Below are 20,859 nucleotides of genomic sequence, written 5' to 3'. Positions count from 1 at the left end.
TGACGGCGTGTTCGGGGGCCTGGGCGATGGGTGTTGACGGGCGGGACGAGCGGCGCGGCAGTGCGGCCGGGTTCGGCGAGCGGGGCAGGTCGGCCCCGCAGGTTCCCGGGCAGTCCGGGCCGCTGGGGGCGACTCCCCCGCCGGGCCGTGCCGGTGAACAACATGACCGTGCCGAGGACGCCGGCCGCGGGGTGCCGACGCAGCGCGGCCGCTCCGGTGGGCGGCGGGCGGCCGGCTCCGTGAACGATCCGGCTGCCGTCGGGAGCGGTGAACTCCCGCCGTCCGACGGCCAGTTGATCGCCGATATGCGGGCCGGCGACGATGCGGCGTACGAGGAGATGTACCGCAGGCACGCCGAGGCGGTACGGCGCTATGCGCGCAGCTGCTGCCGGGACACGCACACCGCGGAGGATCTGACCGGCGAGGTCTTCGCGCGCACGCTGCAGGCGGTGCGCGGTGGCGCGGGCCCCGATTCCGCGGTCCGTGCCTATCTGCTGACGACCGTCCGGCGGGTCGCCGCGGCCTGGGCGAAGACCGCGCGACGAGAGCAACTGGTCGAGGACTTCGCGGTGTTCGCGGTGTCGGCGGCCGGGTCGTCGATGGATGACGACACCGTGGATCTCGGCGCGGACGTCCGGGCCATGCAGGAGGCCGAGCAGTCGATGGCGATGCAGGCGTTCCGCAGCCTGCCGGAGCGCTATCAGACGGTGCTGTGGCACACCACGATCGAGGACGAGTCGCCGAGCAAGGTCGCCCCGCTGCTCGGGCTGACCGCGAACGCCACCGCCGTACTGGCGCACCGTGCCCGCGAGGGCCTCAAGCAGGCGTATCTGCAGGCGCATGTCAGCCAGTCGCTGACCGCCGGCGGCGACTGTGCGCGGTACGCCGACCGGCTCGGCGCGTACGCCCGGGGCGGGCTGCGGATGCGGGCCGAGCGGGGGCTGCGCAAGCATCTGGACGAGTGCGCCCGGTGCCGTACGGCCGCGCTGGAGGTCGCGGACGTCAATGAGCGGATCGGTGCGGTGCTGCCGGTCGCGGTCATCGGGTGGTTCGCCGCCGGGTACGCCGTCAAGGCGGCGGCCGCGGTGGTGGGGGCCGCGGGTGCGGCGGCGGGGGCCGGTGCGGCCGCGGCTGCCTCGGGGGGCGGGTCCGGTGCGGCCGGGGGTGCCGGGGGCGCCGCCCTGAGCGAGGGGCTGGGCGCGCCGGTGAAGGTCGGGATCGGGGTCGGGGTGACGGTGGTGGCGGGCGCGGCGCTCGCGCTGGCGCTGACCGGCTCCCCGCAGCCGCCGCCGGAGCCGCAGGCCAAGCCGCACCGGCCGGCGCCCGTCGCGCCGCAGACCCCTTCCCCCAGGCCGCCGAAGCACACGCCGAAGCCGCTCCCGCCGGCCCCCGGGCACGCGCCGGCCCCGAAGCCCACCCCCACGCCGACGCCTCCTCCCCCGCCCGCTCCGGCCCCTCCGAAGCCGACGCCCACACCCCCGCCGACCCCGACGCCGACTCCGACCCTGCCCCCGCCGAAGCCCACCCCGACGCCGCCGCCCCCGTCGACCGCGTATCACCTCAACTCGCTGTCGTACGACGTCACCGGCGACGGCACCGAGCCGGAGGTGCGGGCGTTCGGGAGCAGTTGGCTGTGGCAGCGGGAGCGGCCGCGCGTCGACGGGACGACGTATCCGCACGGGGTGACCGTGCACGGGCCGTCCTCGGTGCTGATCGATCTCAACCGCCGGTGCACCGCGTACGACGCGGTGGCCGGGGTCGACGATCTGAGCCTGGGACTGGGTGCGGTGCGCTTCTCCGTCTACGCGGATGGGGCGCGGCTGTGGCAGTCCGGCGTGATGCACGGCGGGGAGCCGGCGGTGCCGGTGCACGTTCCGCTGGCGGGCCGTAGGACGCTGCGGCTGGTCGTCGAGCCGGAGACGCCGGTGGATGTGGTGGCACTGGGCGACTGGGCGCGGTCGCAGATCAGTTGTCGCTGACGGCGGCGAGGACGGGGCCGGGAGGGTGAGGACGGGGCCAGGGCGGTGACGGCGGGGCCAGGGCGGGCGCTGCCCGGCGCGTCATACCGGCGACGCTCACAGCCGTGCGCGGGGCACCACACCCCCCGCGAGCGCCCGCTGGCGCGCCGCCGCGCCCGTCCAGCAGGTGCCGCGCCGTGCCAGCAGCCGCCGCAGCCACAACTCCGTGGAGACCAGCTCGGCGAGCCCGTCCAGCGGCAGCGGCTCACCCTCGGCCGCCGACCGCAGCGCCTTGCGCACCACCCGCGCCTCCACCAGCCCCGCGTCGGCGAGCAGCGGGGCGTCGAAGAGCCCGACCAGTTCGCCCACGGCGTTGCGCAGCCCGGCGCGTACCGAGGCCGCATGGGTCAGCTGTGAGGTGGCGCCCCATCCGGCCGGCAGATCCCGTACCCCGGCGCCGGAGAGCACCGAGCGCAGTACCGCCGCCCGCGCTCCCGGCTGCACCCGCAGGGTGTCCGGCAGGGCGCGGCAGGCGAGGACCACCCGGTTGTCGAGAAAAGGGGCGTGCAGCCGCTGGTCACGGATCTCGGCGGCCTGCTCGAAGACGCGGTGGTCGGCGGCCTGGCGGGCCAGCGACGCGCGGGCGCGCCGTTCTCCGGGGCGGCCCACGGTGGGCGAGCGGGTTGCCGCCTCGCTGAGGCGGGTCGACACCTGGGCCAGTGCCTCCCCGGTGAGCCAGCGTGCGGCGGGCCCCGGTCGGCACCAGGCGAGGGCGGCCAGCGAGGCGTCGACGGCGCCGCCGGCCACCGGTGCGTCGGCGAACTGCCGCTCCATGAGGCGCCGCGCGGTATCGGTGATGCCCTCTCCGTAGGGCGTACGGGCGAGCTTGCGGGCGGCGCGATAGACGGTGAAGGGGACGAGGACGGACTGCGCGGAGGGGCCGTCGGCCTTGGCCAGCGCGGTGACCGGGCGCAGCAGATGGCGCCGCCGGCGGTCCATGAGGAGGTCGGCGAGCCGGGCCGGGTGGGCGTCGAGGACCTGGCGGGCTCCGTTCCCGACGAAGTGGTCCGCGCTGCCCGCGAGCAGCCGTCGGCGGTGGCGGGCGGCGGTGATGAGGGAAGGGCCGGGCTCGTCCGTGAGCGGGCCGGATTCGAGGTCGGCGTACGGGAGGGCCTCCTCGCCCGCCGCGACGACGACATGGCGCAGGCGGGGGTTGTCGGCGATGCTGCGGGCGCGTTCCAGCTCGGCCTCGCGGTGGGCCTGGCTGCCGCCCGTGGAACGGTCGTTGAAGGTGACGGCGAGCAGGCGCGCGCCGTGGCCGTTGAGGGTGCCGGGCTGGCCGGGGAGGCCGGCGGCGAGGAGCGCGAGGGTCCCGGAAGCGCTGCCGCCGGAGAGGTCGGCGCCGATGCCGGGGGCCGGTGCGCCGCGGGCGGCCCGTCGCTCGGCGGGTCCCATGCCGGGCACCGGGCCGGGGTCGAGGCCGTCGGGGCCGTCCGGGTCGGGGGCGTGCCGGGGGCCGGACAGCCGGGCGCGAACGGCCTCGATCAGCGCCTCGCGGACCCCGTCCACGGCCTGCTCCGGGGCGATTTGGGGCGCGGCGACGGCGAGCGATGCGGCCGGCTCGAATGAGGCGATGTCGCGGGCGCCGCCGCGCAGTACCAGCGCATGGCCGGGCGGGATGCGGCGGACGCCTTCGTACGGCGTGCCGGCGCCGAGCGCCTCGGGGGCATCCGGGCAGGCCAGCAGCGCGGCGAGGTGGCCGACGTCGAGGCTGGCCTCTATGAGGTCGGCGAGCGGGAGGGCGGCGGTGGCGTAGGCGGTGCCGCCGGCCCAGGGGGTGTGGAAGACGGGGCGGGCGCCGGCCAGGTCGCCGGTGACGGTGATCCGCCGGCCTACCTGGACGACGGCGGTGTAGCTGCCCGGCCAGGCGGTGAGATGGCGCAGTGCGCCGCCGCGGGCCGCGAACAGGCCGACGCGCAGCTGGTCGTTGGTGGCACCGCAGACGCCGAAGACGGCGAGCCGGGTTTCGGGGTCGGCCTGTACGACGCGCACCTCGTCGGGCCGCCAGTCGCCTACGGCCCACAGCGGATCCGGGTCGCCCCACAGGAGTTGGGCGCCTACGGGGAGGACCGTGGGGCCCGCTCCGCCGGTGGCCGGTCCCGTGGCGGTACTGCTCCACCCCACCAACCAGCGCATCGCCGCCTCCACCCGATTCCCCGCCCGCCGAGGGGCCAACGGCCGCCCCGTACAACGGATTGCCAAGCTTTCGCCATGGTGTTGCGCGGACCATGCTGCCATGACAGCGGCGCGCGGGAGGCGTCGGAGAGAGGCCGGGGTGCGGGCGTTTCCCGGTGTGCGCGGGCGATGCGTCCGCCCCGGGTGGCCCCCCGTGTGGCCCCCGGGGCGGCCCCGAGTGAGCGGCGGCGTAAAATCGTCGCCCGTCGATTTTCGGCCAAAGTCCTTACTTTTCCGTCCAGTTGACGCATTCGGGCGCCGCGTCAACCGGTGGCGTGGCCGACCGGAGTCCGGCCGGAGATCGACCTGCGCGACGGTCCGGGAGGCGGGCTTCGCCCCCCGGACCGGACCGCCACCCGCGGGGAATGAGGTGGCGGTGTCCCCCAGCCCACTGGATCCAGTGCAGCGGGCCAACCCACGCAGAAGCCATGGAAGCGCTCCCGGCGGCGGGCGGCCAGCGCGCACGGACGGGCGCACGGGCACACGTACCCGGAGCACATGCCAATTCCCGCACCCCTGTTTGAACACGAATCTCGCCATCCGGGAGACCGACTCTTAACGGTCGGGATCCGGCGAACTACTCTGGGTGGACGCATGCTCCGGGGTACCGGGGAGGCTGTCGCTGTGTCGAGGGGTGCGCATGTCCAGGGATATACGCGGGCCGAACGAAAAGCTCGGCACCGTTCTCGCCCTCGCGGGTATCAGCAATGCCGGACTGGCGCGCCGGGTCAACGACCTCGGTGCGCAGCGCGGACTGACGCTTCGCTATGACAAGACGTCGGTGGCCCGGTGGGTGTCCAAGGGCATGGTGCCGCAGGGCGCCGCGCCGCATCTGATCGCGTCCGCGATCGGCAGCAAGCTCGGCCGGCCGGTGCCGCTGCACGAGATCGGGCTGGCGGACGCCGACCCGGCGCCCGAGGTCGGCCTGGCATTTCCCCGCGATGTGGGCGCGGCGGTGCGCTCGGCGACCGAGCTCTACCGTCTCGATCTGGCCGGGCGGCGGGCCGGCGGTGGCGGCATCTGGCAGAGCCTGGCCGGATCGTTCGCCGTCAGTGCATACGCCACTCCCGCCTCGCGCTGGCTGATATCCCCGGCAGACAGTTCGGTGGCGCGGGAGGCGGCCGAGGCGCGTGACAAGGATGCCGCGGCGGCCGGTGACGCCGGGATCCCGCAGCACGTCGGCCACAGTGACGTCTCCAAGCTGCGCGAGGCGGCGGAGGACGCGCGCCGCTGGGACTCCAAGTACGGTGGCGGGGACTGGCGTTCGTCGATGGTGCCGGAGTGCCTGCGGGTGGACGCGGCACCATTACTTCTCGCCTCGTACAGCGACGAGGTCGGCCGCGCGCTCTTCGGGGCGACCTCCGAACTCACCCGGCTCGCCGGGTGGATGGCCTTCGACACGGGCCAGCAGGAGGCCGCGCAGCGGTACTACATCCAGGCGCTGCGGCTGGCCCGCGCCGCCGCCGACGTGCCCCTGGGCGGCTATGTCCTGGCGTCGATGTCGCTCCAGGCGACGTACCGCGGCTTCGCCGACGAGGGCGTCGACCTCGCCCAGGCCGCCCTGGAACGCAACCGTGGCCTGGCCACCGCCCGCACCATGAGCTTCTTCCGCCTGGTGGAGGCGCGGGCGCAGGCCAAGGCCGGCGAGGCGCGCGCCTGTGAGGTGGCGCTGAAGGCCTCCGAAGGCTGGCTGGAACGCTCCCGCGGCGGCGACCCGGACCCCTCCTGGCTGGACTTCTACTCGTACGAGCGCTTCGCCGCCGACGCCGCCGAGTGCTACCGCGATCTGCGCCTGCCGCGCCAGGTCCGCCGCTTCACGGAGCAGGCGCTCTCCCGTCCCACGGAGGAGTTCGTCCGCTCCCACGGCCTGCGTCTTGTCGTGTCCGCGGTCGCCGAACTGGAGTCGGGCAACCTGGACGCGGCCTGCGCCGCGGGCACCCGCGCGGTCGAGGTGGCGGGCCGGATCTCATCGGCCCGCACCACCGAGTACGTCCGCGATCTGCTGCACCGCCTCGAGCCGTACGGCGACGAGCCGCGGGTGGTGGAGCTGCGCGAGCGGGCACGGCCGCTGCTGGCGGCGCCGGCCTAGGGCCTGTCCGGTAGCCGAGGCTCCGGCCGTGATCCACCGGACAGGCCCTAAGGAATGCGTGCGGCTCGGGCGGGCTGCCGGTCGCGGCTCGTCCTTGCCGCATTGTCAGTGGTGGCCGTCATGATGGAGTACGTCGTCGGCGATGACGTGCGGGTCCCCGGCCAGGGGCGGATCTGCGGGTCGCCGGTTGGGGAGGTGCAGTGGCGGCGTACGACTGCGATGTGCTGGTGATCGGTGCCGGCATCGTCGGGCTCTCCACGGCGTATGCGATCACGCGCGCCGCGCCGGGCACGCGCGTCGTGGTGCTGGAGAAGGAGCCGGGGCCGGCCCGCCATCAGACCGGCCGCAACAGCGGCGTGATCCACAGCGGCATCTACTACCCACCCGGCTCCCTCAAGGCCCGCTTCGCCCTCCAGGGCTCGGCGGAAATGGTCAAGTTCTGCGCCGAGTACGACATCCCGCACGAGGTCACCGGCAAGCTGATCGTCGCCACCAACCGCAGCGAGCTCCCGCGCCTGCACGGCCTGATCCAGCGCGGCCGCGAGCACGGCCTGCCGGTGCGCGAGCTGGGCCCCGCCCAGATAGCGGAGTACGAACCCGAGGTGCGCGGGCTGGCCGCCATCCATGTCGGCACGACCGGCGTGTGCGACTTCGGCGCGGTCGCCCGCCGGTACGCCGCGCTCGCCACGGACGCCGGCGCCCGCATCGTGTACGGCGCCGAGGTGACGACGATCGGCCGCCGCCCCGGCCGGGTGGCGGTCCGTACGACCTCCGAAACGGTCTACCGCGCCCGCGCCCTGGTCAACTGCGCCGGCCTGCACTGCGACCGGATCGCCCGCCTGGCCGGCGACGCCCCCGGCATGCGGATCGTCCCGTTCCGCGGCGAGTACTACACCCTCGCCCCGGAGCGCGCCTCCCTCGTCCGCGGCCTGGTCTACCCCGTCCCCGACCCCGCCTTCCCCTTCCTGGGCGTCCATCTCACCCGCGGCATCGACGGCGCCGTCCACATCGGTCCGAACGCCGTCCCCGCCCTCGCCCGCGAGGGCTACGACTGGCGCACCATCCGCCCCGCCGAACTGGCCGGCACCCTCGCCTACCCCGGCTCCTGGCGGATAGCCCGCCGCCATTGGCGCTACGGCGCCGGCGAACTCCACCGCTCCCTCTCCCGCCGCGCCTTCGCCGACGCGGTCCGCCGCCTTCTCCCGGCCGCCCGCGAGGAAGACCTGTGCCCGTCCCCGGCCGGCGTGCGCGCCCAGGCGGTCCTTCCCGACGGCACCCTCGTCGATGACTTCCTCTTCGCGGAGTCCCCCGGGATGGTCCATGTCCTCAACGCCCCGTCGCCTGCCGCCACGGCGTCGCTGCCTATCGGGCGGGAGGTGGCGCGGAGGGTTCTGGGGGTGATGGGGGGCTGAGGGGCGGGGTGGTGGGGGGCTCTTGGGGGGTCTCTTGGGGGGGTCTCCTCTGGCGCTCGCCTCTCGGGCGGCGCCTCTTGGGTGGTCCGCTCGTGGGTGCTTGGGGGCTCTGCTCGCGGGCGCTCGTCGCTTGGGCGCTCTCCGCTCGGGCGCCGTGCCCGGCCCGCCGCCGTCCCGGTCCGCCCCGCCCCCGCCTCCGTCCCGCTCTGCCCCCGCCCCCGCTTCCGCCGGCGTGGGCGGCTGCTCCCGACCTCGCCCCCGCCATCCGTAGAATCACCACACTGTGTCCGAGAACCCCGCCACCCCCGCCACCCCCGAAGCCGCCCTCCGCGAGGCCGACGCCCTCGAGGCCGACGGCCTGGAGACCGGCGCGCGGCCCGCTGCCGCCCCGGGCCCCACCCCGCAGGAAGCCGCCGCGCAGGATGCTCCTCGCCTCGGCGCCACCGCCGCCTCGGCGGCCGTGCCCCGCCGCGGCGAGCCGATGTTCCCTGACGGGACGGGCCCCGCCGCCGACCCCGCGGGCTCGCACCACGAGCGCCGGATCCGCTCCTTCCAGCCTCGCCGCAGCCGCGTCTCGCCCTCGCAGGCCGATGCGCTGCGCCGCCTGTGGCCGAAGTGGGGCCGGGACATCGACGGTCTCTCCCGTATCGATCTGGACGCCTTCTTCGACGGCCGGCCGGTCGTCCTGGAGATCGGCTTCGGCATGGGCGAGGCCACGGCGCAGATGGCCGCCGCCGACCCGGACACCGGCATCCTCGGCTGTGACGTGCACACTCCCGGCCAGGGCAATCTGCTCGGTCTCGCGGAGCGGAACGGCCTGTCCAACATCCGGGTGGCGAACGGCGACGCGATCATCCTGCTGCGCGAGATGCTCGCCCCCGGCTCCCTCGCCGGCCTGCGCGTCTTCTTCCCCGACCCCTGGCCGAAAAAGCGCCACCACAAGCGCCGCCTGATCCAGCCGGAGTTCGTCTCCCTGGCCTCCACCCGGCTCGCGCCCGGCGCCCTGGTCCACTGCGCCACCGACTGGGAGCCGTACGCCGAGCAGATGCTCGAGGTGCTCTCCGCCGACCCGACGCTGGAGAACCTCCACACCTCCTACGCACCCCGGCCCGACTTCCGGCCACTCACCAAGTTCGAGGGCCAGGGCCTGGACAAGGGCCATGTCGTCCACGACCTGATCTTCCGCCGCCGGCCGTAGCGCCGGGAGTCCGTCGTCACGGCCGTATCGTCACGGCCGTGGCGGCGCGACCGTGACGTGACCATCACCCCCCTACCATCACGCCCCCACGATCACGCCCCCACAGTCGACCGGAGCTCACGCAGGCCCCGGCCACAGTCGTCGCCGGGCGCAACGATCGGCGCGACGACGGACTGACGCACGGGCGCGACAACGGACCCGACGGACGGGCGCGACGACGGCCCCCTCAAGGGCGGCGATCACGGCCCCTCCTCCAGGTGCCCGACACCCCGGCACGGCTCGTTAGGGTCGATGGGTGTACCCGTCCCAGCCGCCCCCGCAGCCGCCCCTCCCGGCGTACGCACCCCACCCGCACCCGGACACCCACGAGCTTCACCCGTACCCCCACGCGACCCGGCACACCCACCCGCGCCGCCGGCCCGCGCCCTGGCACAGCAAAACCGTCCGCGCCCTCACCCTGATCTCGCTGCTGGCGCTCTCCGGCGTACTGATCCTCGCCATCGTCCGCCGCCAGACGGGCACCGAGGGGTTCCTGGTCGGCCTCGGCCTCGCCGTTTTCCCCGTACCGCTGCTCATCGCGGCGTTCTGCTGGCTGGACCGGATAGAGCCCGAGCCATGGCGCAACCTCGCGTTCGCCTTCGCCTGGGGGGCGTGCGCCGCCACCCTGGTCGCGATTCTCGCCAACGGTTTCGCCACCGACTGGCTGGCCGGGAACGTCCTCGGCGCGTCCCCCTCCGACGCCCAGGCCTGGGGCTCGACCGTCATCGCCCCGGTCGTCGAGGAATCGGTCAAGGCGGCCGCCGTCCTGCTCCTCTACCGCTTCCGCCGACGCGACTTCGACGGCATCACCGACGGCCTCGTCATCGCCGGGCTCAGTGCCACCGGCTTCGCCTTCACCGAGAACATCCTCTATCTGGGCAGCGCCTTCGGCGAGGACCAGTCCATGGGCCACTCCGGTCTGCACTCGCTCACCGCCGGCACCTTCTTCATCCGCATCATCGTCTCCCCCTTCGCCCACCCCCTCTTCACCATGCTCACCGGCCTGGCCTTCGGGATAGCCGCCACCCGCCACTCCCACCGCCGCGCCACCCGCGCCGCGCTCATCCTGCTCGGCCTGGGCACCGCCGTCCTCCTCCACGCCATCTGGAACGGCGCCACCTCCCTCGGCGACCTGGGCTTCCTCACCGTCTACGGCCTCTTCATGGTCCCCGTCTTCCTCACCCTCACCTGGCTGGCGATCTGGTCCCGCCACCAGGAACTCCTCTCCCTCCGCCGCTACCTCGCCCCCTACATAGCCACCGGCTGGCTTGCCCCCGCCGAACCCACCGCCCTGTCCTCCCTCAAAACCCGCGCCCTGGCCCGCGACATAGCCCGCCGCACCCAAGGCCCCAGCGCCGCCCGAGCCGTAACCGAATACACCACCCTCGCCACGGCCCTCTCCTTCCACCGCCGCCGCGCCCACCTCATGGGCCCCACACCGGACTTCAGCACCCGGGAGCACCAGCTGCTGCTCCACCTCTGGCATTACCAGCCCTGGGCCCAGGCGCCATTGGCCGAGGCCCTGACCCGGACACACCGGCCCGTGCCGCCACCTCTGCCGCACGGCCCGCCCCCTCAGCCGCCATACGATCCGGGCGGGGCAAGGCCGTACAGCTCCTGACGGCCTACGCCCGCCCCGTTAGCTGCCGTCAGCCATTCCCCACGCGACCGCTGAGGTAGAGCCCACCCACCCCACGGACGTGCACCAAATGGCCCCGATGCCGTGGTGTTCGAGGTACGGGGCGTAGACGCCTATGTCTTCCGAGAAGAGCCCCAAGAGGTGCGGCTTGGGCTCGTTCTTCCGCGTGTACCAGAAGTAGCGGTACTCCAGGAGCTGGCCCACAGCCTCTCGAACTGCCTGGGTGGCGTTCCCTTTCTTCACCGCCTTTGCCTCGACCAGCCACTCGGCGCCATCTGCCTGAAGCACAAGATCGCGCGGGTGCATCTGCGCCGTGATGGGAGTGAAGCCTCGTTCCAAGATGTATGGCCCAAAACGCTGTATCAGGCCTTCGTGAACTTGCTTCTTCCGTTGCTCACGTGCCGCGATCTGCACCCTGTAGTCATCGCCGGTCTTTGGTCGGAACCCGTCCAGCCCCTGGTGTGCGCCATGACCACGGCTGGTGTACTCCACGATCGGCCCGTTGGGGTCGTTCACGACCTCGATCTGCGGCTCCACATCAAGGGCTGCCTTGAGAATCGTGGTCATGTTGCCGAGATCCGCGCAGAGGTCGCCCTCGCTCGGCAGGTGATCGGTCTGGTAGCAGCGCGCGGCGACGCTGCTGGCCTCATACGCGCGTGGCCGCCAACCGGGATGCTTGAACTGTGGCTGGTCGGTCCAATCCGCAACCAGATCACGATGAAGCTCAGCCAGCAACGATCGGGCCCTGACTTCCAAGTGGGTACGGAGCCTCTGTCCCTTAGTCTCCAGCTTTTCGCTGAACACGGTGACCCCCTGCTGCAGCGTCAGCGCAACTGACTTCAGGTCCGCCGCAAAGATGTATGCCAGGTACAGCCCATCCGTGCCACGACCCCTGGCGGCTGGATCAAATACCCGAATCCACGGCGTCGCTGCGGCTCCGCCCTGTCCGCCATGCCCCTCCGCTTTCATGCCGTATGGCAAGGCCCCCACAAGTCGTGCGCCGGCCGCCTTCAGCACTTCCTGGCCGGGGTTCCCACTCGTGGTGGCGAGTGTGAGGTCGAACTTGTCGGCCACGTCGAGGAGGAGATCACGTATACCCATGGTCAAAAACTATCGAGAAACGAACAAAATTGGATAGAGATCGAGTCATGTCGATGCTTTTGAGCCACATCCTTGTCCACTCGAGCTGACGCAATTGGCGCGAGCTGTCAGTGTGTGCTGCTACAGCAGCATCCGGGGCAGACCACCAGAGAAGACACTCGCCCCAGGCCATGAAATGAATCGCCCGAAGGAAGCCCTCACCCGAGCCGACGGAAAAAATTCTGGCGGTAAGAACATACGAGACTGTAGGTACTCGCATTGCAGCCTTATCCTCACCAGCAAGACATGCTTGAACGACTGCACATCGAGCGTGAGATCCATAATCGCCATAGCAACTTGCTGGTTGCAGCCACCGGTACGGGCAAAACCGTTATGGCAGCAATCGACTACGTGAACCTCAAGCGGCAGAGTACCGACGGCCCTCCTAAACTCCTCTTCGTCGCGCACCGCCAGGAGATCTTGAAGCAGTCGCTCCGCACCTACCAACACGTACTGGGTGACACCGACTTCGGGGAATTGCACGTCGACGGAGAAGTCCCCTCGCACTGGAACCACGTATTCGCCAGCGTGCAGTCGCTGGGCCAGTCCGCCCTCGACCGGCTTGCCCCCGATCACTTCGACGTCATCGTCATCGACGAGTTCCATCACGCGGTTTCGAAGACGTACCGACGCATAATCGACCACTTCCAACCGGCTGAGCTCCTCGGCCTGACGGCGACCCCAGAGAGAATGGACGGGCACAATGTCCAAGATGAGTTCTTTGACGGTCGCATCGCTGCCGAGATGCGTCTATGGGAAGCGCTAGAGAACGATCTCCTCAGCCCATTCCACTACTTCGGAATCGCCGACGACACCGACCTCGAGGCGATCACGTGGAAACGTGGTGCCTACGACACGGTCGAACTGAATACGCTCTTCACCGGGAACCGCGCCCGCGCGCAGCTGGTCCTCAAAGCTGTCCACGACAGAGTGGCCGATCCGCTCACGATGAAGGCACTGGGCTTCTGCGTTTCGGTTGACCACGCCCAGTTCATGGCCGACTTCTTCCGTCAAGCCGGATTCAACGCAACGGCTCTCGACGGAACCACTCCATCAGCAGAGCGGGCACGCGTTCTCGCGGCGCTGCGTGACGGCGCGATGCAGGTTATTTTTTCCGTAGACCTCTTCAATGAAGGTCTGGACATTCCTGACGTCGATACGCTGCTTCTTCTGCGCCCGACGTCCAGCGCCACCATCTTTCTGCAGCAGCTCGGCCGAGGACTCCGACGTACACCAAAAAAAGCGGCGCTTACCGTCTTGGACTTCATCGGGCAGCACCGCAAGGAATTTCGTTTTGAAGAGCAGTTCCGTGCACTCACCAACCTGACGCGTAATCGACTTGCGAAACACGTCGGGCTGGACTTCCCGCAGCTTCCATCCGGGTGCCAAATCACCCTGGATCGCAAGTCAAAGGAAAGAATCCTCGAGAACATTAAGAGCCAAGTAGGTGTCAAGGTCACACAGCTTGCGCGCGAAGTGGCCTCGTACGCCGAACCCAATCTGGCTCGCTACCTAGAAGAAAGCCAGCGCGACCTGCGGGAACTCTACAAGTCGAATAACTCCTGGACGCGGCTTCTGCGGCGCGCGCAGCTGCTGCCCGAAGCCGCACCAGAGGGAGAGGAGGCACTCCTCAAGCGCATCTCAGCGTTCCTTCACGTCGACGACCCGAGGCGAGTGGCTGCTTATGCCCGCATGCTCGACGACAGCGCGCCGCCGTACGACACACTCGACCCCATCGATCAGGCGTACGCGCGCATGCTGTTCTTCTCGCTGTGGCCCCTAGGCGGCGGCTTTGCCAGCTACGCGCAGGGGTTTGCCACGCTCCGTCCCCACACTGCGTTCAGAGCCGAGCTACGTCAGGTACTCGCGTACAACCTGGAACACACGGAGCACTACCCTGTTCCTCTCATTGGAGACCACAGCGCTATCCCGATGATGGTCCATGCTTCGTATAGCCTCGAAGAAATTCTGCCTGCTCTCGGACAGGCAGCGGTGAACGGTTTCAAGCCTGGGCACTTCCGCGAAGGCGTGCGGTGGTGCGAGAGCATCAATACGGACGCACTCTTGATCACGCTAGAGAAGGATGAAAAAGACTTTTCTCCACAGACGCGCTACAAGGACTACGCGATAAGCCCAAAGCAGTTCCACTGGGAATCTCAGAATCAGACCTCGGATACGTCACCCACCGGACTGCGTTACCAACAACACAAGGAGTGCGGCTCACACGTGCTGCTCTTCGTTCGCCGATTCAAGTCGACGGACATCGGCGGCCCTCAACCCTGGATGCTCCTAGGGCCGGCCGAATACGTATCTCATGAATCCAGCAAGCCCATGGGCATTGTCTGGAATCTCGATCACCCGCTGCCTGCGGATGTCTTGACGTACGCAGGTCACAACGACGTCTGAACACCTGCGGGTTACCACCTCCCTTAACCGGCACCTCGCCCGCGTCTGCTGACGACCACACGTAAAGTCGGGGGGAGTTGTCCCTTGATGAGGAGGTTGTACTGATGGCCGGAGCTCCTACGGCGATAGTGGCCGCAGGTGGGATTGTCGGTGGCTACGGCGTAGCCCGCTGGACGAAGAAGCGGCCCCTCGGTGGGATCGCGCTGGCGGCGGCCGGGGCCGTGGCGGCGCGGGAGTGGCAGCGGAAAGCCGGCGGGGTTACGGCTGCGGCGCTTGGTGGGGCTTATGTGGCGGCGTTCGCCGGGTCTCATCCGTTGGCCAAGAAGATCGGGGCCTGGCCTGCGGTGTTTGCGGCGGCGGGTGCGGTTGCGGTGGCGTCGTGGGTGGCGGTGGACCGTCGGGCGTAAGCGCCAGGTCGCAGGGGTGTTTTACGGGTGCGGGCCGGGAAATGTCCCCGGCCCGCACCCGTCTGTGCGCCCCTGCGGTCAGGCCGAAGCCTCCGTGAGGAGGGCCAGTTCGGCCTCCGTGAGCGTCAGGTCGGCGACCGCCAGCAGGGCCGGGAGCTGGGCGACCGTGCGGGCGCTGGCGATGGGGGCGGCGACCGTGGGCCGGGCGGCAAGCCAGGCCAGGGCCACGGTGGCGACCTCGGCGTCGTGGGCGGCGGCAACGGTGTCGAGGGCCTGGAGCACGCGGCGGCCCCGGTCGGTGGACACGTGCTTGGCGGCGCCTTCGGAGCGGGCGCTGTCGACGGTCGCACCCGGGCGGTACTTGCCGGTCAGGAAGCCGGAGGCGAGGGCGTAGTACGGGACCGCGGCCACGCCGTGGCGGGCGGCCACGTCGGCCAGTTCGCCCTCGTAGGTGTCGCGGGAGACCAGGTTGTAGTGGGGCTGGAGCGCCACGTACCGGGCCAGGCCCTCGCGGGCGGAGAAGGCCAGGGATTCCTCCAGGCGCCGCGCGGAGATGTTGGAAGCGGCGATCTCGCGGACCTTGCCGGCCTGGACGAGGTCATTGAGGGCGGTGAGGAACTCCGCGACCTCGACGGACTCGTCGTCGTAGTGCGTGTAGTAGAGGTCGATGTAGTCGGTACGCAGGCGCGCCAGGGACTCGTCGACCGCGGACTTGATGGTGGCGGCGGAGAGGCCCTTGTAGTCGGGGTGGGCACCGACCTTGGTGGCGATGACGATGTCGGAGCGATTGCCGCGGGACGCCAGCCAGTTGCCGATGACGGTCTCGGATTCGCCGCCCTTGTTGCCCGGGACCCAGGCCGAGTAGACGTCAGCGGTGTCGATGAAGTTGCCGCCGCCGGCCACGTACGCGTCGAGCACGGCGAAGGACTCGGCTTCGTCGGCCGTCCAGCCGAAGACGTTGCCCCCGAGGGAGAGGGGGAAGACGGAGAGCGAGCCAAGTGTTTTGAGTGTCGCGGTCATGCGTTGTTGCAGCGTTGGGGGGCGGGGACTTATTCCCCGCCCCCCACTCGCGTAGGCCGTGCCGTCAGACGCCGACCCCGTGATCGCGCAGCCACGGCATCGGGTCGATCGGGTCGCCGGCCCCCGGACGGACCTCCAGGTGGAGGTGCGGGCCGGTGACGTTGCCGGTGGCGCCCACGCGGGCGATGACATCGCCGGTACTGACCTTGCCGGAGGTCTTCACCATGGAGGACAGGTGGCAGAACCAGAGTTCGGTGCCGTCGTCGAGGGTGAGGACGATGCGGTAGCCGTACGAGCCGGCCCAGCCCGCCTGGGTGATGGTTCCGGAGTGAACCGCCTTGACGGGAGTGCCGGTCGGCGCCGCGAAGTCCTGGCCGGTGTGGTCCGCGGCCCAGAGGTCGCCGGCCTGGCCGAAGCCTGCGGTGAGGGTGTACGAGGCCACCGGGGTGATGAAGCTCTTGGCCAGCTCGGCGAGGCGCTCGGCCTCCGCCTTCCTGCGGGCCGCCTCTTCCGCCTTGCGCTGGGCCTCCACTTCCGCCGCCTTCTTGGCCGCCTGGGCCTGTTCTGCCGCCTGCTGGTGTGTGGTGGCGTCCTTCGCGGCCCGATCGATGGCGGCCGATTCGGCGGCGTCGCGCGCCTCCTGCTCGGCGGCGCCCTGCTGGGCGTCCGCCTGCTGAAGGATGCGGTTGCGCAGCGCCTCGCCCGCGCCACCGCCCTGGGCGGCCTCGTGCCGGGTGAGGCCTGCCTGGGAGAGGGGACCGGAGCCGGACGAGGAAGAGGGGGAGGAAGAAGAGGGGGCGGAGGCCGACGAGGGGGACGCGGACGAGCCGTCGGCGTCCGAAGCGGAGTCGGAGCCGGAGTCGGATATGAGGTCGCCTACGCCGGGGAGGGAATGGACGTCCGGCAGCTTGTCGGCGATGTCGTCGGCCATACCGCCGATGTCCGGCATCGATATCGGGACCGGCGGCCGGTCCTCCGCGGTGGCCATGCCGCCCGCGCCGACCGCCGCGATGACGCCGACGCCCAGGACCGTACCGCTGCGCGCGAGTCCGCCGCTGCGCTGCTTGGCCACCCGGTGCTTGCCTCGGACGGACCGGACGGACTCCTCGGTGGGGTTCCACTCTTCCCACGGTCCGTCGCCGTCGCGTACGCCGTCACGTTCGCGGTCGCGCACCCCGCCCTGGTAGACGACGCCGGGTCCGTCGAAACGGCCTCGGTCATCGAACGGTCCCCGGTCATCGGGGTCGGCGGACGAAACCTCGGGGGCAGGCCTGTTGGACGCCACGGGGGCGCACTCCTTTCCTTCCTTCGCGCCTACCGGGTTAGCTGACGGGTTCGGAGCAGGAAGGTCTCCTACGGGCGCCTCTGGTGGAAGGCGTCCGATTCACCCCAAGGTGGTGGTTCCCCGGTTCCCTCGGTGCAGTTCATGCAGGTCGTGCAGTTCATGCAGGTCATGCAGGGTGTGCGTGCAGGTCGCACAGGTCGTGCAAGATCGTGCAGGTCGCGCAGCTCGTGCCGACCGGTGCGGATTCGCCCGTTCCGTACGGATGCTGCTGCGTGCCCTCAAGACATGCGTGGCCTGCTGATGTGCTGACGTGCCGACATGCGTGACGTGCGGGACGTGCATGGCGTGCGCTTGCGGGATTCGGCGGCGGCGCGCGGTGCCGTCTCTTGCGACGGCTGGGACAACCGTGCTCCGTTATCGGACAGTAATAGAGATCGCGGCGGTTTTCCAAGCCCTCCCGCGAATCCGTATCCCCTGCGCACGAGCTTTGGCGTGGACTTTTTCACCCACCAGGGGCGCAAACCGGGCGACCTGACCGCCCCTCGCCAAACGATTCCATGCTGATTGTGCGTCAGTTGTTATGCGGAGGGGTGCCTGCTCATTACGGAGCGTGAGAGCAGTAACGTCGGATCATGGTCGTCAACGTGGTCAACGTCGTCAACAGCGCGCAGACAGTGGCGGATCGGTACCGCGAGTTCTCCTGGCAGCAGGCGCGGGGACGGTCCGACGCGCACGCGGAGTTGACCGCCCGGATCAGCCACGACGCGGAGTTCTGCGACCTGCTGTCGGGGTCGCTGCCGGCCGGGAACAAACAGGAGCCGACCCTCCTCCTGGCCGCCGTCCGCTATCTCGACGGCCCGCACGCCGAGCAGGGACCGCGCGACGAGGCGGCGTACGGACGCTGGCGCGAGTGGACGATCCGGCACTGGGACGAGGTCCGTACGGTCATCATGCGGCGCACCGACCGGACGAGCGAACCGGCCCGCTGCGCCACCCTGCTGCCGCTGCTCACCCGCCTGCCGCAGCCGCTCGCGCTGCTGGAGGTCGGGGCGTCGGCGGGCTTGTGCCTGCATCCCGACCGGTATCGATATCGGTACGAGTACCGGTACGCGCGTGCTGACGGAGACCTCGGCGCCACCCCGGACGCCACCCCGGACGCGGGCCTCGGCACGCCCCCGGGAGCGGCCCTCGGCGCGGAGTTCGGGGCCCCCGGGAGCCCCGTGACGTTCCGGTGCCGTACGACCGCCTCCGGACCCCACCCCGTGCCAGAGGCCCCCACCGGCCTCCCCGACATCGTCTGGCGCGCCGGCATCGACCTCGACCCGCTCGACCCCGTCGCCGAACGCGATGACCTCCGCTGGCTCCAGGCCCTGTGCTGGCCCGGAGACGGGGACCGCGGCGCCGGCGGTCAGGACCGTGCCGACGGGCTCGCGGCGGCCGTCGAGGCGGTCCGCCCCGCGCCCCGCCCCCGGATCGTCCGCGGCGATCCGCTCGACGAGCTGCCGGCGCTGGCCGCCGAGGCCCCGCCCGAGGCGACGCTGGTCATCTTCCACGCGGCCGTACTGCCCTCCCTCCCGCCCGCCCGCCGTGCGCAGTTCGCCCCTCTCGTACGGTCGCTGCTCGCCGAACGCGGCGGCCCCGGCCACTGGATCTCCCACGAGCACCACACCGCCCTCCCCTGGATGACCGCCCCGGCCCACCAGACCCTGCGCCCCGAGGACGCCCACCTGCTGACCCTCGCGCTCGACGGACGCCCGGTCGCCCTCACCGGCCCGCACGGCGAGAGCCTCCACTGGCTTCCGGAGAACACACCCGCCCGCTGAGCCGCTCAACCGACAGCCGCTACTCCCCCAGCGGCCGCTGCACCGCCAGCAGCGCCATGTCATCCGCCTGCGGCCCGCCCGTGTGCCGGGCCACGTCCTGGGCCAGTACGTCCAGGAGGGCGTCCGGCCCGGGGAAGTGGTGGCCGCGCAGCCGGGCCGGCGCGTCGTAGAAGCAGCCGGCCCGGTCCCTGGCCTCGGTCACCCCGTCCGTGAACAGCAGCAGCAGCGATCCGGCCGGGAAGAACGTCTCGTCCACCCGGTCCGGCCACCCCGCGATCTCGCTCATCCCCAGTGGCAGCGCGGCAGAGGCGGGGTTCAGTTCGCACAGCCCGCCGTCGGGGGTGAGCAGCAGCGGGGCGGGGTGACCGCGGTTGAGGATGCGCAGGACGGAGTGCGTGCCGGACGGGATCTCCGCCAGGACGGCCGTGGTGAACCCCTCGAACTGGTCCAGCCCCTCGCGCCGCCCGCCCTCCCGTTGCAGCGCCCTCTCCAGCCGGCCCGCCACCGCCTCCAAGGTGGCCTCCTGTTCGGCCGCCTCCCGGAAGGCGCCGATGACGATCACCGCGGCCTCCACCGCCTCCAGCCCCTTGCCCCGTACATCGCCGACGATCAGCCGTACGCCGTGCGGGGTGTCCTGCACCGCATAGAGATCGCCGCCGATCCGGGCGTTGGCCTGCGCGGCCACATAGCGTGCGGCGATCGCGAGTCCGCCGATGCGGTCGGGCGGCGTGGGCAGCAGGGCGCGCTGGGCGGCCTCGGAGACGTCGCGTACGGAGGCGAGGCGGGCGTCGCTCCGCCGTACGACCCGGTTGATGCCGAGGGCCAGGAAGGCGACCACCAGGACGGTCAGGGCCTCGGTGACCGACTCGGTGTTGTCCTTTGTGCTGTGGTACGTGACGACCACGTACTCGCCCACGACCGCGGCGGCGACCGTCAGGGCCGTGGCGGTCAGGGAGTAGAGGGGCGCCGCCACCAGGGGAGCGGCGGAGAAGAACGGCGCGGCGGTGTACTGGGGCGGCGTGCCCATGTCGAAGGCGAGGCCGCCGACTATCAGGATGGCGGGGAGCCAGCGGGCCAGGCGGCGGCCGAACGGGGACAAGCGGGCGCGGCGTGCCTTCCGCTCCCGCTCGCCCGTGCCGTTCCCACCGCCTCGAAGCATCCGCACCGGCCTCTTCCCGGCCTCTTCCACCGCCAAGGCTTTCGCCGCTGCCAAGGCCTCCGATTCCCCAAGGGTTTCCGGTACGGGGCCGGTCGGCGAATCGTCATGGGCCGTACGGGTCACGGCGGGGGCGGACGGCTCTCGTACGGGTCACGGGCGGGCGGATGGGCCGTACGGGCCGCGGCCGGACACGTCGCCACGCCGGCCGACCGGTTGGCCACCCATGCGAAAGGCCCCGGCCGCTCTCGCGTACCGGGGCCCCTTCACTGGTCAGAGCCCTACAGGGCGTCAGAACTGGTGGGCCATCAGGGGCTCGAACCCTGAACCAATGGATTAAAAGTCCACTGCTCTGCCAATTGAGCTAATGGCCCGCACCGAGCAGCATAGCCCGAGCACGCGGCGCATCCCGAAGGCATTACCCATTGGGCCCCTCGACGAGGCGCCCGAGGAACCGGCGGCGAGCCGGTGCCCCTCGCCGGGACGCCCCGAAACCGGCGTGTCATGCCTCCGGCGATCCCCTCGGCACCCCCGTACGACACCGCCGCCGCCACCGCACAACGCGCAGGGCCCGTACGGCACTTGCGTGTCGTACGGGCCCTGCGGCGGATCAGCGGATCAGCGGTCAGCCGTTGCGCTTCCAGCGCGGCTTGTCCTCGCGGCGGCCGAAGGAGCCGGTCGCGGTGCCAGAGCCACGGTGCTCGTCCCGACGGCCGTACGGACGGTCGCCGCCACCGGAGCGGTCATCGCGGTTGAACGGGCGGTCGCCGCCACCGGAGCGGTAGCCACCGGACGGACGGCCCGCGGAGCGGTCGTCACGGTTGAACGGGCGGTCGCCGCCACCGGAGCGGTAGCCACCGGACGGACGGCCGGCGGAGCGGTCATCGCGGTTGAACGGGCGGCTCGGGCGGTCACCACGGTCGCGGTTGAAGCCACCACCGGAACGGTCATCACCACGGTCGCGGTTGAAGCCACCACCGGAACGGTCATCGCGACGGTCACGGTTGAAGCCACCACCGGAACGGTCATCGCGACGGTCACGGTTGAAGCCA

The 20,859-nt window shown here is 71.2% G+C and carries 12 protein-coding genes, 1 tRNA gene, 2 pseudogenes and 1 riboswitch; of the genes and pseudogenes, 8 read left to right on the top strand and 7 right to left on the bottom strand.

Features of this window, described 5'->3' with window-relative positions:
* Positions 1 to 26: 26 nt before the first annotated feature.
* On the top strand, positions 27 to 1,979 hold the full coding sequence (locus ACZ4S3_RS15165; RefSeq protein WP_467932443.1) for a sigma-70 family RNA polymerase sigma factor: 1,953 nt from the start codon (positions 27 to 29) through the stop codon (positions 1,977 to 1,979).
* Between the two features lie 96 nt (positions 1,980 to 2,075).
* On the opposite strand, the gene ACZ4S3_RS15160 is transcribed toward ACZ4S3_RS15165, so the two are convergent.
* Positions 2,076 to 4,154 (bottom strand): asparagine synthase-related protein, encoded by a 2,079-nt coding sequence (locus ACZ4S3_RS15160; protein ID WP_467932437.1) that lies wholly within the window; start codon positions 4,152 to 4,154, stop codon positions 2,076 to 2,078.
* 679 nt (positions 4,155 to 4,833) lie between these two features.
* Between ACZ4S3_RS15160 and ACZ4S3_RS15155 the strand changes: the two genes are divergently transcribed.
* The 4 genes from ACZ4S3_RS15155 (at position 4,834) to ACZ4S3_RS15140 (ending at position 10,552) form a co-directional block, all read left to right on the top strand.
* Positions 4,834 to 6,282 (top strand): hypothetical protein, encoded by a 1,449-nt coding sequence (locus tag ACZ4S3_RS15155; RefSeq protein WP_018092687.1) that lies wholly within the window; start codon positions 4,834 to 4,836, stop codon positions 6,280 to 6,282.
* Between the two features lie 200 nt (positions 6,283 to 6,482).
* Entirely contained in the window at positions 6,483 to 7,694 is a 1,212-nt protein-coding gene (gene lhgO / locus ACZ4S3_RS15150) for an L-2-hydroxyglutarate oxidase (protein ID WP_467932432.1), read from the top strand.
* A 283-nt stretch (positions 7,695 to 7,977) separates the two neighbouring features.
* Positions 7,978 to 8,892: a tRNA (guanosine(46)-N7)-methyltransferase TrmB gene (gene trmB, locus ACZ4S3_RS15145; RefSeq protein WP_467932430.1), complete on the top strand. Its 915-nt coding sequence runs from the start codon at positions 7,978 to 7,980 to the stop codon at positions 8,890 to 8,892.
* Between the two features lie 295 nt (positions 8,893 to 9,187).
* A complete protein-coding gene (locus tag ACZ4S3_RS15140) occupies positions 9,188 to 10,552 on the top strand; it encodes a PrsW family intramembrane metalloprotease (RefSeq protein WP_467932425.1) in 1,365 nt (454 codons plus the stop codon).
* 18 nt (positions 10,553 to 10,570) lie between these two features.
* On the opposite strand, the gene ACZ4S3_RS15135 is transcribed toward ACZ4S3_RS15140, so the two are convergent.
* Positions 10,571 to 11,671, bottom strand: coding sequence for an MrcB family domain-containing protein (locus ACZ4S3_RS15135; RefSeq protein WP_467932421.1), 1,101 nt, complete (start codon positions 11,669 to 11,671; stop codon positions 10,571 to 10,573).
* Positions 11,672 to 11,923: 252 nt separating this feature from the next.
* Here ACZ4S3_RS15135 and ACZ4S3_RS15130 point away from each other — a divergent pair.
* Positions 11,924 to 14,116: pseudogene (locus tag ACZ4S3_RS15130) on the top strand (DUF3427 domain-containing protein); the annotation flags it as partial.
* A gap of 104 nt (positions 14,117 to 14,220) precedes the next feature.
* Complete coding sequence (locus ACZ4S3_RS15125) at positions 14,221 to 14,523, top strand: hypothetical protein (RefSeq protein ID WP_467932417.1); 303 nt, start codon at positions 14,221 to 14,223, stop codon at positions 14,521 to 14,523.
* Positions 14,524 to 14,601: 78 nt separating this feature from the next.
* Here the strand turns inward: ACZ4S3_RS15125 and ACZ4S3_RS15120 are convergent, their stop codons facing one another.
* On the bottom strand, positions 14,602 to 15,543 hold the full coding sequence (locus ACZ4S3_RS15120; protein ID WP_467932413.1) for an aldo/keto reductase: 942 nt from the start codon (positions 15,541 to 15,543) through the stop codon (positions 14,602 to 14,604).
* 64 nt (positions 15,544 to 15,607) lie between these two features.
* Entirely contained in the window at positions 15,608 to 16,828 is a 1,221-nt protein-coding gene (locus ACZ4S3_RS15115) for a M23 family metallopeptidase (protein WP_467932409.1), read from the bottom strand.
* Between the two features lie 12 nt (positions 16,829 to 16,840).
* Positions 16,841 to 16,973: riboswitch (cyclic di-AMP (ydaO/yuaA leader) on the bottom strand.
* Positions 16,974 to 17,460: 487 nt separating this feature from the next.
* Between ACZ4S3_RS15115 and ACZ4S3_RS15110 the strand changes: the two genes are divergently transcribed.
* Positions 17,461 to 18,651, top strand: a complete 1,191-nt coding sequence (locus ACZ4S3_RS15110) for a DUF2332 family protein (protein ID WP_467932405.1) — start codon at positions 17,461 to 17,463, stop codon at positions 18,649 to 18,651.
* Between the two features lie 19 nt (positions 18,652 to 18,670).
* Here the strand turns inward: ACZ4S3_RS15110 and ACZ4S3_RS15105 are convergent, their stop codons facing one another.
* From ACZ4S3_RS15105 to ACZ4S3_RS15095, 3 genes and pseudogenes are all read right to left on the bottom strand, one after another.
* Positions 18,671 to 19,810 carry a PP2C family protein-serine/threonine phosphatase gene (locus tag ACZ4S3_RS15105; RefSeq protein ID WP_467932545.1) on the bottom strand — a complete coding sequence of 380 codons (1,140 nt, stop codon included), beginning with the start codon at positions 19,808 to 19,810 and terminating at the stop codon, positions 18,671 to 18,673.
* A 295-nt stretch (positions 19,811 to 20,105) separates the two neighbouring features.
* Positions 20,106 to 20,181: transfer RNA gene (locus tag ACZ4S3_RS15100), tRNA-Lys, on the bottom strand.
* A gap of 251 nt (positions 20,182 to 20,432) precedes the next feature.
* Positions 20,433 to 20,859: pseudogene (locus ACZ4S3_RS15095) on the bottom strand (DEAD/DEAH box helicase); the annotation flags it as partial.

This window comes from Streptomyces sp. NPDC028368 (assembly GCF_055565615.1).
Note: the sequence above shows the minus strand (reverse complement) of the source record. Positions and strands in the feature narration are given on the sequence as shown.

What these genes read in the sequence shown, in the direction of transcription:
- ACZ4S3_RS15165 (WP_467932443.1), top strand. Translation starts at nt 27, where the DNA reads ATGGGTGTTGACGGGCGGGACGAGCGGCGCGGCAGTGCGGCCGGGTTC.
- ACZ4S3_RS15125 (WP_467932417.1), top strand. Translation starts at nt 14,221, where the DNA reads ATGGCCGGAGCTCCTACGGCGATAGTGGCCGCAGGTGGGATTGTCGGT.
- ACZ4S3_RS15160 (WP_467932437.1), bottom strand. Translation starts at nt 4,154, where the DNA reads ATGCGCTGGTTGGTGGGGTGGAGCAGTACCGCCACGGGACCGGCCACC.
- ACZ4S3_RS15120 (WP_467932413.1), bottom strand. Translation starts at nt 15,543, where the DNA reads ATGACCGCGACACTCAAAACACTTGGCTCGCTCTCCGTCTTCCCCCTC.
- ACZ4S3_RS15105 (WP_467932545.1), bottom strand. Translation starts at nt 19,810, where the DNA reads ATGCTTCGAGGCGGTGGGAACGGCACGGGCGAGCGGGAGCGGAAGGCA.
- ACZ4S3_RS15155 (WP_018092687.1), top strand. Translation starts at nt 4,834, where the DNA reads ATGTCCAGGGATATACGCGGGCCGAACGAAAAGCTCGGCACCGTTCTC.
- ACZ4S3_RS15110 (WP_467932405.1), top strand. Translation starts at nt 17,461, where the DNA reads ATGGTCGTCAACGTGGTCAACGTCGTCAACAGCGCGCAGACAGTGGCG.
- ACZ4S3_RS15135 (WP_467932421.1), bottom strand. Translation starts at nt 11,671, where the DNA reads ATGGGTATACGTGATCTCCTCCTCGACGTGGCCGACAAGTTCGACCTC.